The sequence below is a fragment of the Pararhizobium sp. DWP3-4 genome, from assembly GCF_049898205.1.
In the GTDB taxonomy this organism is placed as follows: domain Bacteria; phylum Pseudomonadota; class Alphaproteobacteria; order Rhizobiales; family Rhizobiaceae; genus Pararhizobium.
On sequence record NZ_JAFCXF010000017.1, the window covers coordinates 20,199 to 34,286 of the forward strand.

Genomic DNA, 14,088 nt, shown 5'->3' on the forward strand with positions numbered 1-14,088 from the left:
CGCCCAACGGCGAGTTTCCCGCCATCGGGCGGCGAAGGCTTAGCGTAACCGCTTAAGGGCCGCAACACGCGGTCACACGAGACGTGGCCGCTGCGAACGTCCTTTCGGACATCCGCCGCAGCGGCCTGTAGGAATTATTTCCTTTATACAGCGGAAATTCACTGAGGGTTGCAACTCGGCCACCTGCAGGGGAATCACATTTGTCTCCCGCGACCGAGGGTGCGCGCCACATGGAGAGCTATGAATGCTGGAGAAGCAACGAGGGACCTGCATCGCTGAAATATGGACTTGCAGAGCCACAAGCCTTTGGAGCTTGCAATGGTACCAGCGTACCAGCAGTCATTAACCGGACCGCTCAAGGAAGAAAAGCACTGCGGGTCGCGGATGCGATCGGCGAACGATCGACCGCCACAGCGCCACCGTCACGGCCGATGGCCGCCGCATCTCTCAAATCTACGTATCCGGAAACAACGAAAACTAGCGCGTCCGGATACCGGACGCGCCTTAGACTAGAAAGCCCCAATCTCGTCGAAAGCCGCCGCTATTAGCGGGTTGGCTTCTTCTTCGGTGCCGGCAGAAGGCCTTCGCGCTGCAGCTGCTTGCGCGCATTCTTGCGCTGACGGCTGATAGCCTCGGCCTTCTGGCGTGCCTTTTTGACGGACGGCTTTTCGTAGGCTTCCCGCATACGCATTTCACGGAAGACGCCTTCGCGCTGAAGCTTCTTCTTCAACACTCGGAGAGCCTGATCGACGTTGTTGTCGCGAACCAATACTTGCATGTGAATCTTTCAAAGTCTGATGTTCACTAAAGAGATGGCAGGGGCAGTAGAGCAATTTACGAACCAAATCCAGAGCGTGGGGCAAATTTTCTCACATAATTCGCCTAGTCTTTTGCTCAAGCCCTCACATTTTAGCAGGAACTCCCTTCATCAATCCGGCGGTTTTCCGCCGGAGACGCTGTAAAACAGACCGCAACGCCTCGCATCCAAGCCGGGATTTACAGCTCTCGCCATCCAGTTTCCTTCCAGCTGCGGCCGTCACTGGCCATAGGTGATGGTGATCGCCCGTCCAATTGTCGCTATCCACACGACAAGGGCAAAGATCGCAACGCTGCGCTCCGGGTGATCGGCGAGATTTAAAAAATTCATTGGACGCTCCAACAACAGATGATGGAGCCTGAATATGCGCAATCCTCCGGTCCGGCGGTTACCGCGGGAACACCGCATTGCCCATACACACCAGGCCGGGGCATTCCGCAAGCATGCGGGGCGGGGCGCCGGACGCTGCAGATCTTACGGCACGACAAGCAACAACCCATGCATCAGGCGCCCAGTCCCGCTTGACGACCACTTAGTAATAAAATAACATTACGTTCACGATGATGATATCGAAAGATTGGAATCCGGCGTTGTCAGGTTGTTGGAATCGTGCGAGATGTCGCTCTGATGGTGCTGCTTCCAGGTGACCCTGGAGCGGCTGAAAAGGGAACACGGTGAGGATGACCCAAAAGGGGCCAAAACCGTGGCTGCCCCCGCAACTGTAAGCGGCGAGCGCATTCACAACATCCCACTGGCCAAAAGCCGGGAAGGGGTGGATGCGCACTGACCCGCGAGCCAGGAGACCTGCCATCATCGATGATCAACTGCAACGGACGGGGTGTTCCGATGGAAAAAATCTGGCTTGAAAGCAGCGCTTTTGCGCGCCTGCACTTTGTCGCCATGTGGACTCCGGACGTTGCCTCCGGGGATAAGACATGGCGCATCATCCACAGCACATCATAACCGTCTGCACCGATTGCCGGATCACCGGAACGGCATGCCGCCCCGGATTGGAACTGCTGGCTCGTCTCAACGACAGCCTGTCGCGCCTGGATATCGCCGGCGGGTCCGACTTTTCGATCGAGGGCACCGTCTGCATGGCCGGTTGCCGGCGCCCCTGCACGATCGCTTTCCAGGCCAGCGGCAAGGCGACCTATCTGTTTGGCGATATCGCGCCGGACACGGATATCCGCGCACTTGTGGATTTCGCCGTGATCTTTGCTGAACGGCCGGATGGCCTGACACGCGAGGCCGAACGTCCGCGCGGCCTCGGAGGCAAGACCATTGCCCGGATTCCGGCCGTTTTCCTTGTGTCGGAACAGAACGGAGCGCGCATCCAATGAAAACCGTGATCCCGGGGGGCAACCGATGAGCTGTGACGGGCGTGGCGCCAGTCTGAACGTTTTGGGCCTTAGCTGGGGTCCAAAAGCCAATCTCCTTCTCGTTCGCGACGTCAGCTTCTCGCTGGGGGCCGGTCACCGGCTTGCCATCGTCGGGCCGAACGGTGCTGGCAAGACATCGCTGTTGCGCTGCCTTTATCGTGGGACGGCCCCGATCGAGGGCCGGGTCGAGATCGATGGCGAGGATATTCGCAAGCTTTCCGCCCGGGCTGCCGCCCGCCGTGTCGCCGTGGTGCTGCAGGAAATGCCGGCAGATTTCGCCTTCACCGTGCTCGATGTGGTCATGATGGGCCGCATTCCGAGACGTCAGGGCCTGACAGGCTGGACGGACGAGGACCGCGCGCAGGTTGCTCACTGCCTGCAGCATCTCGATCTCGCTTCAATGGCCAGCCGCCAGTTCACGACACTGTCGGGCGGCGAGAAGCAGCGGGTGCTGGTTGCCCGAGCGCTGGCGCAGGAACCGGATATCGTCATTCTCGACGAACCGACCAACCATCTCGATATCCGCCACCAGCTGGAAATTCTTCATCTGCTGGCCGGGCTGAAGCTCACCATCGTCACCACGCTGCATGATATCAATCTGGCCAGTACGTTTGCTACCCATGTGGCGCTGATGCGCGACGGCCGGATGGTCGGCTTCGGCCTCCCGGACGACGTGCTGACACCACACGCGATTTCGACCACCTTCGGCGTCACCGCCCTTGCCCATCCGGTAAAGGGCAACGCCGCCGCGCGCTTTTCATTTTCCCTCAAGACCGCCTGAACCGAAAGGACAAACCATGCCCTCTTTCCGCTTGCTTGCCTCTGCCGCGGGGTTCCTCGCCACCGCCCTCATCGCCATGCCGGCGCTTGCCTATCCGGTCACCGTGAAGAGCTGCAACCGCGACGTCACCTTCGAGGCCGCGCCGAAGCGGGCGATTTCCAACGATGTCAATCTCACCGAGATGATGCTGGCTCTGCAGCTGCAGGACCGCATGGTCGGCTATACCGGCATTTCCGCTTGGAAGACATTGGATCAAAAGCTCCGTGACGGTGTCAAGGAACTCCCCGAACTGTCGGAGAAATATCCGACCAAGGAAGTCCTGCTCAATGCGGACGCCGACTTCCTTTTCGCCGGCTGGAACTACGGCATGAAGGTTGGCGGCGAGGTCACGCCCGAAACACTCGCGCCGTTCAAGATCAATGTCTACGAGCTGACGGAATCCTGCATTCACATCATGGCGAAGGCCAAGCCAACGATGAGCGACATGTTTGTCGATATCCTCAACCTCGGCGCAATCTTCGGGGTCGATGACAAAGCCAAGACGCTGGTCGCAGGCTATGAAAAAGGGCTTGCCGACATCAAAAACCGGATTGGCGAGGTCAAGCAACCTGTTCGCGTTTTTGTCTACGATTCCGGCACCGAAAAACCATTCACATCCGGACGGTTCGGTATTCCAACCGCGATGATCGAGGCAGCCGGTGGCGTCAACATCATGGACGATGTGGACAAAAACTGGGTCGAAGTCTCCTGGGAGCCGGTGATCGAACGCAATCCGCAGGTGATCGTCATCGTGAATTATGGCGACGTGACAGCCGAGCAGAAGATTGCCTTCATGAAAGAAAATCCCGCGTTCAAAAACCTCGACGCCTTCAGGAGTGATCGTTTCGCTGTGCTCGACTATGTCGAAGCGACACCCGGCCCACGCAACATAGACGCGATCAGCCGCCTTGCCGACACGTTTCATCCGCGCAGCATGTAGTAATTTTTGATCCAAATTATCCGGCCGGGCGGGTCTATCTGCCCGGTCTTGCTTTCTGCGTACAAAATGGACACGACATGACGAGCGGCCGAATTTTTCTGAGTGTAACCGTACCGGCGATCCTGATCGTTCTGAGCGTCACGGCAGGCGTCTCGCTGGGCGCTGCGCCCATTTCGTTCGTTACTGTCTGGTCGATCGTTGCCAACCACCTGTCGCCGGGCTTGATCAAGGTTACATGGTCTGCCGGCCGCGACAGCATCGTCTGGGATGTCCGCTTTCCGCGGGTTATCCTGGCAGCATTGGTGGGTGCAGGTCTTGCCGTCGTTGGCACCGTGTTGCAGGCCGTGACGCGCAACCCGCTCGCCGACCCGCATCTTCTTGGGGTTTCGTCCGGCGGCACGCTTGGCGCTATCGTGGCATTGCTTCACACCGGCCTCATCTTCGGTCTTGTCACCGTGCCGCTGTTCGCCTTCATCGGTTCGCTCCTCGCCACTATCGCCGTCGTCGCGGTCACGCGGTTTTCAGGCCAGGCGGCCGATCGGCTGGTGCTGTCCGGTATTGCCGTCGCCTTCGTGGCCACGGCGCTCGCCAATCTCATGATCTTTCTAGGTGACCCCCGCGCCGCTCATACGGTTGTGTTCTGGATGCTGGGTGGCTTGGGTCTGGCGCAATGGCCGCACCTTGTCTATCCGGCCGCAATTCTTGGCGTCTGCCTCGCCTGGCTGGTCTTGCGGGCGCGGGAAGTCAACGCGTTGGCCATGGGCGATGAAACGGCGGCGACACTCGGCATCCCTGTTGCCCGCTTCAGGGCACAACTTTTTGTGGTTACGGCCCTTTTGACAGGGGTGATGGTCGCCTTTTCCGGCGCCATCGGATTTATCGGACTGATGGTGCCGCACTTCGTCCGGCTCGTTGCCGGTAGCGACAATGTTCGCGTCATTCCATTGTCGGCACTGGCAGGCGCAGTGGTGCTGATTCTCGCCGATATCGCCGCCCGCGTTGTCATGGCACCGGAAGGCATCCCGATCGGCGTGATAACGGGGCTGGTTGGCGGCCTTGCCTTCATCGCAATCCTGCGGCGTTGAACAAATCAATCGCAACTATACCATGACAAAAACTGGCACCTTCGCGCATTTGGCTGGGGAGCAATCGAAATGGATCAGATTTTTGGAATTTAGGGGAAGCTTATTTCCATCGTTAACTTGCAATCTGGCTCCAGCCTCCGCAAACATATGGAATGGTCACTCAGCAAAGCCGATTTCAACCGCCGGTAAATGGCGGCCAGCATGTCAGGCGCCGCAACCTGCTTCAGCAGTTGCAGCGTGTGGCGCCGCGCCGGCTGACGACCATCATAGCCCCGGCCGGTTACGGTAAGACGTCTTTTGCCGCGCAATGGCACGATCTGTTGAGAAACCACGGGGGAAACGTGGTCTGGGTGCCGTTGGAGGTCGATGATTGCGATCAAAACCACTTCCTCCTCGCCCTGCTGGAAGCCCTTCAAGATCTCCACCCGGGCGAGGGGCGGGGCCTTGATGCCAGCAACATGCCCGTCGCCACACTTTTATCCGTACTCATCACCCGGTTGCGCCGGATCGAAGCAGCAGTCACGCTTTTCCTGGACGACTATCATTTTGCCCAAACGGATGCGACGGAATCCCTTTTGGCAAAACTATTGGCTGCGAAAGAGCTCGCCCATGTCAAATTCGTCCTGATTTCCCGCAGCGCGCCACGGTTTCCCATCTCCGCACTTCGGCTGAATGGTGAACTCAAGCAGATCGGCGTTGCTGATCTCAGTTTTTCGGACACGGAAGCGCAGGAATTCTTTGTCGGACGGGCCGAAAAACTCACGCGCGAACAGATCGGCGAACTCAACAAGCGCACCGAAGGCTGGGCAGTGGCGCTGCAGATGGTACGTGTTCTCGTTGCCGAAAGCAGCGATAGCGCCTCCATTCTGGAGTCCTTCGACGGCAGCAATGCCGAGATGGCCCGTTATCTGTCCGAACAGGTATTCTCCAGCCTACCCGAAGACATTCAGCATTTCCTCGTCGAGACGGCATCACTTCCTGCCATCAGCCGCACGCTGGCTGCAGCGATATGCGACAGCCCGGATGCGGCCACACTCTTCAATCGGCTCGCAGACTATGCGCTGCCGATCGCCACTCTGGATGCCCAAGGAATGTGGATACGCTGCCACCCTGTCTTCAACAGCTTCCTCAAGGAGGAGGCCGTACGGGTTGGCATAGAGACCCATGATTTCCTGCGAAGGGCCGCCCGCTGGTTTCAAACCCGCGACGATTGCGAAGCAGCCGTCCGTCACGCGCTTTTAGCCGGTGACACGGCACTGGCGGCTGAAATCATCGAGACATCCGGCGGATGGCGGCGGGTTTACGCGACCACTCGGGGCGGCACATTGCTGTTTCAAACATTGATCACCAAGGCGGCTGATATAAATCTTTCCGGCTACCCGCTGACAACCCTTGGCCTCTGCGTCATCAGCGCCAAGGCAGGCCAGCTCGACGCAGCCAACCACTATCTGGCGATCGCCGAGCGGGTGTGCACCGGCCAGATATTGTCACGTGACCTGCGTGTGGTGCGTGTGCTGATGTCGCTTTATACCGATCGTTGGGCCAGTACCGCCGATCTTTCCGCATTGGAAGACGACCTGGCTTACGGCAGCGATATCGAGCTTATTCACCGCGCGCTGGCACTCAACATGCTGGCCTACAATTTCCTCATCCGCACGGACCTTGATCGCGCCATCCACTATGGTCAGCTTGCCATGCGGGCATTTCGCGATGGTGGCGCGGATTTCGGCGCCATGCATCTCTATACCCATATCGGCCAGGCGGCATTCTTCAGCGGCGATAGCGCAAGCGCCGAGGATGCTTACCGAAGCCTGATTGCCGAGGCTCAATCCAATGTCGGTGAGGGCAGCGATCTTGATGCCGTGGGTCAGGTCTTGCTGAGCGAAGTTCTGTCGATGCGCGGCGAGCACGATGCGGCTTCTGCAGCCTTATCCTGGGCGCTGCCTCATCTGGAGCGCCACGACACCTGGTTCGATCTGCTTGCGGCTGGGTTCATGGCGCAACAGCGCGTGCTTCGCCTCAACGGCGACGTGCTCGCAGCTCACGCCGCAATTGACAGCGCCAGATCGGCCGCTCGCCGCCGGGGCTTCGACCGGCTGACGCGGCTGATTGACGGCGAACGGGTGACGCTTCTCGTCGCTACCGGAAGTGTCGAGGAGGCGGTCCGGTACGCCGAAGCCAGCGGCTTTGCAGTGCAGACTGCCTATGCCGACACGACCAACAATCTCAGCCTGAACCTTCGTGGTTGCGTTCCAGCTCTCCTTTGGACGCGAATTTATGCCGCGCGTGGCGATAATGCGCGTGCACGCGACGTGTTCGATCGCATGAGAACACAGCAGGCGTTGAAGCCCCATGTGCCGCGCCGGATCGAGCTCGAGATTCTGGACATCCGCTTGTCGTTGGCCGAGGATCGGCCGGACCGGGCAGCTGCCTGCCTGTCGAACCTGCTGCTGTCGCAACCGGTGGCGGACTACCGGGCAATCCTGCAGATCGAAGGCGCAGATTTCACCTGCCACCTGCGCTGTTTGGCAACCTTGATGGAAATCCCGGAGGTGATATCGCAACGGCTGGCCCATGTTCTTGATGGGCCGGCAATGCCGGCCCCGGCAGACAGTGCTTCTGCGAGCGCAGCGGCTGCCAAGACGGTAGCTGAACCTGGCGGACTGACCGAGCGCGAACGCAGCGTGATGCGCCTTCTGAGTGCAGGTCTCAGCAACAAGGAAATCGGCCGCCAGCTGGATCTCAGCGACAACACGGTCAAATTTCACCTGCGCAATATCTTTGCCAAATTCAACGTCACCACCCGCACCGCGGCAGTGACGGCTGGGCGGAACTCTGGCTTACTGCCGTAATCAAGTACCTACCCATACGGGTAGGCGGCGAAAAACCCACCACCCATCTGACCAGCTACCGGTAGGCGGAAAACGCTCCTAGTCTGCTCTTATTGAGTGCATGGAGGGTTCGCAGACGATGACCACCGGCGGGAGACTTGTCGACCCTGTGACCCAGGAGATTATCGAAGGCAAGCTGATGGCGACCGTCGATGAGATGGGGATCGTCATGGCCCGCACCAGCATGAGCCCGGTCATCTACGAAGTGCTCGATTTTGCCTGTGGTCTCTTGACTGCGGATGGCGAACTGGTCGCCCAGATGAACGGCATCACATTGTTTACCGGCACGTTCGGCGTGCAGGTCAAGGCGCTCATCGAGAAGTTCGACGGTAATCTGGCGGATGGCGACATCCTGCTGTCCAACGATCCCTATGCCGGCGGTACCCATGCCTGCGATTTCGCCATCGTCAAGCCACTGTTCGCCGGTGGTGAGATCCTGGCTTACGCCATCAATGTCGCCCACTATCTGGATGTCGGCGGATCTGTGCCGGGCAGCCTTGCTCCGGATGCAACATCGGTGTTCCAGGAAGGCTTGCGCCTGCCGGGCGTCAAGATCGTTCGCGCCGATGTGTTTTCCGATGAAATTCTGCATATTATCAGCGAGAATGTCCGCCTGCCCGATGTCGCTTTGGGTGACCTCAATGCGCAGGTGGCAACCGTCAGGGTTGCCGGACGCCGCATGGCCGAACTTGCCACCCGGTACGGGACCTCTGTCGTTCATTCCGCATTCGCCAATCTTCTGAACGCCAGCGAGACCCGCAGCCGGGCAGCGATCGCAGCTCTTCCCGACGGCCGCTACGAGGCAACCGACATTATCGATGGCGACGGTGTCATTAAGGAGCCAATCCACGTCAAGGTCGCTGTGACCATTGCCGGCGATGGCATCACCATCGATTTCACCGGCTGCCCGCCAGCTGTTGCTGGACCCATCAACTGCGCGCGGGGGGCATTGCAGTCGGCGGTTAGAACGATCGTCAAGGCGATGGTCGGTCCCCAGGCTCCGTCCAACGAAGGCTGGTTCCGGCCGCTGACGGTCATAGCGCCGTCCGGAACGATCTTCACCGCCGAAAAACCGTCCCCGACCGGTTGGTATTACGAGGGCTCGGTGCACGCCTCGGAACTGGTCTGGAAGGCATTGGCGCCCCTGATGCCGTCGCGGTTTTCCGCCGGGTCCTATTCCAGTCTCTGCGTCGTCTACATTTCCGGCAAGGACCGTAGCGGCCAGCCGTTCATCCACATCGAGCCGCAGCATGGCGGCTGGGGCGCCAGCGAACACCGGGACGGCGCCGGTGCGCTGATCGCGCTGACAGATGGCGATACCTATAATTACTCCGTCGAAGTGATCGAGGCGCGGTTCCCCTTACGGGTTATGCGCTACGGCTTCAATGTCGAAGGCGGCACGGGAGCGGGGCGCCGGCGCGGCGGCTTTGGTATCGTCCGGGAATACGAAATTCTCGGCACCGGCGCATCGGCCTATGGCAGCTTCGGGCGAACGGCGACGCAGCCCTGGGGCATGGATGGCGGCGGGCAGGGAACCGTCAATGCCCTGCAGATCGCACCGGTGCAGGGCGGCGCTGTGCGGACCTATGGCCGCGTTGCGCATATCGATCTCAACAAGGGGGACGTCTTGCGCGTCATCACGGGCGGCGGCGGCGGATGGGGCGAAGCCTGCAAGCGCGAGCCACTGCTGATCGAGCAGGACCTGCGCAACGGCTTTCTGACCAAGGCACAAGCGGCAAGTCTTTATGGATACAACACGGAGGTTTCAGGATGATCAGACTGGCAACCGATGTCGGCGGCACTTTCACCGATCTCGTCGGATATGACGAACGCAGCGGCGAACTGTTCACGGCAAAGAGCCTGACAACCGTCAAAAATCAATCCCGCGGCGTACTCAACGCCATCGCTTCGGCAGAAGAGACGTGTGGGCTTCGAACGCGGGATGTCACGTTCTTTGCCCATGGCGGAACGACTGTCATCAATGCCATCACCGAACGCAAGGGTGTTCGCACAGCGCTGGTCACCACCGCAGGCTTTCGTGACGTTCTGGAAATCGGCAGGGGAAACCGCCCCGATCTCTACAATCTGCAGTTCCACAGTCCGGAACCCTTCGTTCCGAGGGACTTGCGCTTTGAAGTGCGCGAACGGCTCGACGCTTCCGGTCACATTGTCCTGCCGCTCGAACTTGATGACCTGCGGCCGATCATTGCCCGCTGCAAGGAGGAAAAGATCGAGGCAATCGCCATTCTGTTCCTGCACAGCTACGCCAACCCCGAACATGAAATTCTGTGTGCGGGCATTCTCGCCGACGCGCTTCCAGAGGTCACGGTCTGTGCCAGCCATGCCGTATCGCGGCAATGGCGGGAATACGAGCGCACCAACACGGCGGTGCTGAACGCCTATGTCCAGCCGATCATCCAGTACTATTTCGAGCGGCTGGAAGATGCGTTGATGAAACGCGGCCTGACCTGCCCCTATTACGCGATGCAGTCCAACGGCGGCATCTCGACTTTCGATCAGGCGGTGGACAGCCCGTTGACCCTCGTCGAATCCGGTCCTGCGGGCGGTGTTGCCGGCGCGGCGCGGATCGGAGAGGCTCTCGGTGAAAGCGAAGTCCTTTCGCTCGATGTCGGTGGCACCACCGCCAAATGTTCGCTGATTCATGGCGGTCGCCCGACCTTGAATGTCGACTACAAGCTCGAACACACCCGCATCCGCCCCGGCCACCCGGTGCAGGTGCCGGTGGTGGATATCGTCGAGATCGGCTCCGGCGGTGGCTCGATTGCCCGCATCGACGATCGGGGCGCGTTGCGCGTCGGGCCCGAGAGTGCAGGCTCCACTCCCGGACCTGCCTGCTATGGACATGGCGGCAAGAAGCCGACGCTGTCGGACGCCATTCTGACCGTCGGCATCTTTGATCCGGCCACCTTTGCCGGTGGCAGCATGCATCTGGACAAGCAGAAGGCAGCCGATGCGATCGCCACCGTTGCCACCCCACTCGGCATGAGTGTCGAGGATGCGGCAATCGCCATTATCGACATTGCGCATGCCAGCATGATCAACGCCTTGAAGCTGGTGACGGTCCAGCGTGGTCACGATCCACGCGATGCGGCTTTTGTCGTCAGCGGCGGTGCGGGACCTGCGCTGGCCACCCGCCTCGGCCGGGACCTGAGCGTCAAGGCAACCATCATTCCGCCGCATCCGGGCATTTTTTCCGCCTGGGGCATGCTGGCGGCGGAACCGCGCGCCGATTTTCGCAGCACGTGGTTTTCGGCGTTGACGGCGGAGGCGCTGGACGAATTATCAGGCCGGTTCGATGACCTCGAAGCCGAAGCCATCGCCTATTTCGCCAAGGGCCACGATGCTGACATCCGCTTCACCTACCAGGTCGAGGCCCGCTATCGTGGGCAAGAGCATGGCGTCTTTGCCCAATTCGATCGCCGTGACGATGCCGGGAGTTTTGCCGAACGCTTTCATGCGGCACATGAACGCGCCTATTCGTTCCGCTTGGCCAACGCCGGAATCGAGATCACCACCCTTCACCTTGAAGCTGTTCTGAACGGTCCCGTGATTACCTTGCCGTCACTGTCTGCAACCGGTAATAGTGCCCATGCGGCCATGACCGCCCGCCGCGATGTTTATTTCGGTGCAGCGCTCGGCTGGGTTCCATGCCCGGTCTATCAGCGAGGCCTGCTGGGAGCGGGGCAAGTGATCGAGGGGCCGATGATCGTGGAGGAAGCAACGGCGACGACACTCGTTCTGGAAAACCAGGTGCTTGAGGTGACGGATACGGGTATCCTGATCATCCGCGAGAGCAATGGTGAGGCGAGGTAAGATGGCGATATCGATCCAGATTGATCGTGTCAGCCGGGAATATGGACCGGTCAAAGCGCTCGATGATGTCACCCTCGACATCAAGGCCGGCGAATTCTTCACCCTGCTCGGATCGTCCGGATGCGGGAAAAGCTCGCTTCTGAAGCTCATCGGCGGCTTTGACAGGCAGACCTCGGGACGCGTCGCCTTCGACGGCAAGGACTTAGGCGATCTGCCAGCCAACAAACGGCCGGTCAATACGGTGTTCCAGAGCCTCGCTCTATTCCCCCATATGAGCGTCTCTCAGAACGTCGGCTATGGTTTGCGTCTGAAGGGCCTCTCAGGCGCTTTGCTGGAAACCAAGATCAACGATGCCCTGGATCTGGTCGAACTCTCGGGCTTTGGTCCGCGCGACGTCAATCTCCTCTCAGGCGGCCAGCGGCAGCGCGTAGCGCTTGCCCGCGCTCTGGTGATGGAACCAGGCATTCTTTTGCTCGACGAACCTTTGACCGGCCTCGACGAACGTCTGCGCCAGCAGATGCGCGACGAATTCGGCCGGCTGCACAAGCGCACCGGCGCAACTTTCATTCTCGTCACCCACAATCAGGACGAGGCGCTGAGCCTGTCGGATCGCATGGCGGTGATGCACAAGGGGCGGATCGAACAAGTGGATGCCCCCGCCCGTTTCTTCGAGGCGCCTGCCAACGCGTTTGTCGCGCGCTTCGTGGGGATAGACACGCTTTTGCGGCCCGAAAGTGTGGTCGCGACCGCTGGCCAGACGGTAGCGACCGTCGCCGGCCAGAAGCTACCAGTCCGCGCACAAGGCGCTGCCGATCCTATCGCCAGCGTCATTGCCATCCGGCCCGACCGGCTGTTTCTTGCGCCGCAAGGCTTGCAGCATGCTTTGATGCTGACGGTCGTCGAAACGACGTTTCGCGGTCTGCATCGCGATCTGAAACTCGCTTTTGCCGATGGCCAGACACTGGTGATCGCCATCGACGCCGACACGGATATCGGACAGCTTTCCGCCGGGCAACAGGTCCCCGTCGGCCTCAAGCCCGACGCAGCGGTGCTGATTTCCAACGCAGGATTACCGCCGGCAGGATGAAACCAGAGCCCAACATTCAATGCATGCCAAAAACCAAAAGGGGAATGATCATGACAAAACAGAGCAGGCCATTTTTGCCCCGGCAACACAGCAATGTGCAACGGCGTGACTTCCTAAAGCTGATGGGGGCGGGCGGTATTGCGCTGTCGGCAGGCGGCTTGGGTTTCGCCTCGCGCCTTGCCGCCCAGGATGATGCTACTGTGGCGTTTTGGGCAACCGCAACGCTGGATATCGGCGAGAAATGGCCGGAATTTGCCAAGCAGACCGGCGTCACGCCGGAATTCACCGATAATGGCAATGATCTCGGCCCGGTCATCGCCCGGCTGGCCGCCGGCAATGCCAACGATCTCTTCGATATCGGCGGCTTCCAGGGTGGTGCCGAAAAGGAGCTGGCACGCCAGGGCGTGATCATTCCCTGGGATACCGCCAAGATCCCCAACTATGAAAGCCTTTGGCAATGGGCAAAGGACATTCCCTACCTGAAACATGAGGGCAAGCAGTACGGCATTCCGGCCGTGGTCAATGCCGACTCGATCATTTACCGCCCCGACAAGCTCGGCAAGATCGACAGCTATGGCGCGATCTTCGATCCGAAACTGAAGGGCCGCGTGGCGATGGAAGATGCCTGGATCAACAGCGCCATTTTTACCGCGATGTATCTGAAGGAAAGCGAAAACCAGCCGATCGCCGATCCCGGCAATCTGTCTGAGTCCGAACTTGGCCTGGTCATGGAATTCCTGATCAAGCACAAGTCCGACGGCCAGTTCCGTACCTTCTGGAACGGCTGGGAGCAGGGCGTCCAGCTCGTCGCCGATCAGGAAGTCGATGCCATGACCGGCTGGGAGCCGATCGTCTACGAAGGCCGCAAGCGCGGGCTCCAGGTGGAATATGCCACCCCCGTCGAAGGTTACGAGGGCTGGGGCAATAACATGGTTCTGCTCAAGGGCGCCGGCGATCGCGGTGTTTCGGACACCGCCCATAAATTCGTCGATGGTCTGCTCGGAGGCTTCTACGGATGCGAACTCGGCCAGGCGCGCGGCTATCTCGTGCCGACGGATAACAACGTCGCCTACGCCAAGGCCCACCCGGATGAATACAAGCCGGAGGAGGTCGAGAAGCTGGCCGAACACGTGAAGGCTAAGTTTGCCGGCAAGATTTATTGGCAGAATGCCCGGCCGGACAATTTCCAGCTCTACGAAGAATGGTGGCAGAAGCTGCGCAACGCCTGAAGT

The 14,088-nt window shown here is 60.0% G+C and carries 10 protein-coding genes and 1 riboswitch; of the genes, 9 read left to right on the top strand and 1 reads right to left on the bottom strand.

The annotated features are described in order from the left end of the window. Window positions 1-544 precede the first annotated feature (544 nt). Window positions 545-778 carry a 30S ribosomal protein S21 gene (rpsU, locus tag ACP7E6_RS26740; RefSeq protein WP_037110421.1) on the bottom strand — a complete coding sequence of 78 codons (234 nt, stop codon included), beginning with the start codon at window positions 776-778 and terminating at the stop codon, window positions 545-547. A 650-nt stretch (window positions 779-1,428) separates the two neighbouring features. Further along, a riboswitch (cobalamin riboswitch) is annotated at window positions 1,429-1,643 on the top strand. A 109-nt stretch (window positions 1,644-1,752) separates the two neighbouring features. Between rpsU and ACP7E6_RS26745 the strand changes: the two genes are divergently transcribed. The 9 genes from ACP7E6_RS26745 to ACP7E6_RS26785 all read left to right on the top strand — a co-directional run bounded on the left by ACP7E6_RS26745 (window position 1,753) and on the right by ACP7E6_RS26785 (window position 14,085). Continuing rightward, the gene (locus tag ACP7E6_RS26745) at window positions 1,753-2,160 is read left to right on the top strand and encodes a DUF1636 family protein (protein ID WP_426232812.1); all 408 of its coding nucleotides are present in this window, start codon (window positions 1,753-1,755) and stop codon (window positions 2,158-2,160) included. Window positions 2,161-2,185: 25 nt separating this feature from the next. Beyond that, complete coding sequence (locus ACP7E6_RS26750; protein ID WP_426232814.1) at window positions 2,186-2,980, top strand: ABC transporter ATP-binding protein; 795 nt, start codon at window positions 2,186-2,188, stop codon at window positions 2,978-2,980. A gap of 16 nt (window positions 2,981-2,996) precedes the next feature. After that, window positions 2,997-3,959 carry an ABC transporter substrate-binding protein gene (locus ACP7E6_RS26755; RefSeq protein WP_426232816.1) on the top strand — a complete coding sequence of 321 codons (963 nt, stop codon included), beginning with the start codon at window positions 2,997-2,999 and terminating at the stop codon, window positions 3,957-3,959. Between the two features lie 77 nt (window positions 3,960-4,036). Continuing rightward, on the top strand, window positions 4,037-5,044 hold the full coding sequence (locus ACP7E6_RS26760) for a FecCD family ABC transporter permease (RefSeq protein WP_426232818.1): 1,008 nt from the start codon (window positions 4,037-4,039) through the stop codon (window positions 5,042-5,044). 152 nt (window positions 5,045-5,196) lie between these two features. After that, entirely contained in the window at window positions 5,197-7,896 is a 2,700-nt protein-coding gene (locus ACP7E6_RS26765; protein WP_426232820.1) for a LuxR C-terminal-related transcriptional regulator, read from the top strand. Between the two features lie 118 nt (window positions 7,897-8,014). After that, complete coding sequence (locus tag ACP7E6_RS26770; RefSeq protein WP_426232822.1) at window positions 8,015-9,709, top strand: hydantoinase B/oxoprolinase family protein; 1,695 nt, start codon at window positions 8,015-8,017, stop codon at window positions 9,707-9,709. Continuing rightward, window positions 9,706-11,769 (top strand): hydantoinase/oxoprolinase family protein, encoded by a 2,064-nt coding sequence (locus ACP7E6_RS26775; RefSeq protein WP_426232824.1) that lies wholly within the window; start codon window positions 9,706-9,708, stop codon window positions 11,767-11,769. The genes ACP7E6_RS26770 and ACP7E6_RS26775 overlap by 4 nt, the downstream gene beginning before the upstream one ends. Before the next feature lies 1 nt (window position 11,770). Next, complete coding sequence (locus ACP7E6_RS26780; RefSeq protein WP_426232826.1) at window positions 11,771-12,856, top strand: ABC transporter ATP-binding protein; 1,086 nt, start codon at window positions 11,771-11,773, stop codon at window positions 12,854-12,856. A 50-nt stretch (window positions 12,857-12,906) separates the two neighbouring features. Further along, the gene (locus ACP7E6_RS26785; protein ID WP_426232828.1) at window positions 12,907-14,085 is read left to right on the top strand and encodes an ABC transporter substrate-binding protein; all 1,179 of its coding nucleotides are present in this window, start codon (window positions 12,907-12,909) and stop codon (window positions 14,083-14,085) included. Window positions 14,086-14,088 lie beyond the last annotated feature (3 nt).

Bases quoted from the DNA above. Each gene is read 5' to 3' on its own strand.
- ACP7E6_RS26745 (WP_426232812.1), top strand. From the start codon at position 1,753: ATGGCGCATCATCCACAGCACATCATAACCGTCTGCACCGATTGCCGG.
- rpsU (WP_037110421.1), bottom strand. From the start codon at position 778: ATGCAAGTATTGGTTCGCGACAACAACGTCGATCAGGCTCTCCGAGTG.
- ACP7E6_RS26760 (WP_426232818.1), top strand. From the start codon at position 4,037: ATGACGAGCGGCCGAATTTTTCTGAGTGTAACCGTACCGGCGATCCTG.
- ACP7E6_RS26775 (WP_426232824.1), top strand. From the start codon at position 9,706: ATGATCAGACTGGCAACCGATGTCGGCGGCACTTTCACCGATCTCGTC.
- ACP7E6_RS26770 (WP_426232822.1), top strand. From the start codon at position 8,015: ATGACCACCGGCGGGAGACTTGTCGACCCTGTGACCCAGGAGATTATC.
- ACP7E6_RS26780 (WP_426232826.1), top strand. From the start codon at position 11,771: ATGGCGATATCGATCCAGATTGATCGTGTCAGCCGGGAATATGGACCG.
- ACP7E6_RS26765 (WP_426232820.1), top strand. From the start codon at position 5,197: ATGGTCACTCAGCAAAGCCGATTTCAACCGCCGGTAAATGGCGGCCAG.
- ACP7E6_RS26785 (WP_426232828.1), top strand. From the start codon at position 12,907: ATGACAAAACAGAGCAGGCCATTTTTGCCCCGGCAACACAGCAATGTG.
- ACP7E6_RS26755 (WP_426232816.1), top strand. From the start codon at position 2,997: ATGCCCTCTTTCCGCTTGCTTGCCTCTGCCGCGGGGTTCCTCGCCACC.
- ACP7E6_RS26750 (WP_426232814.1), top strand. From the start codon at position 2,186: ATGAGCTGTGACGGGCGTGGCGCCAGTCTGAACGTTTTGGGCCTTAGC.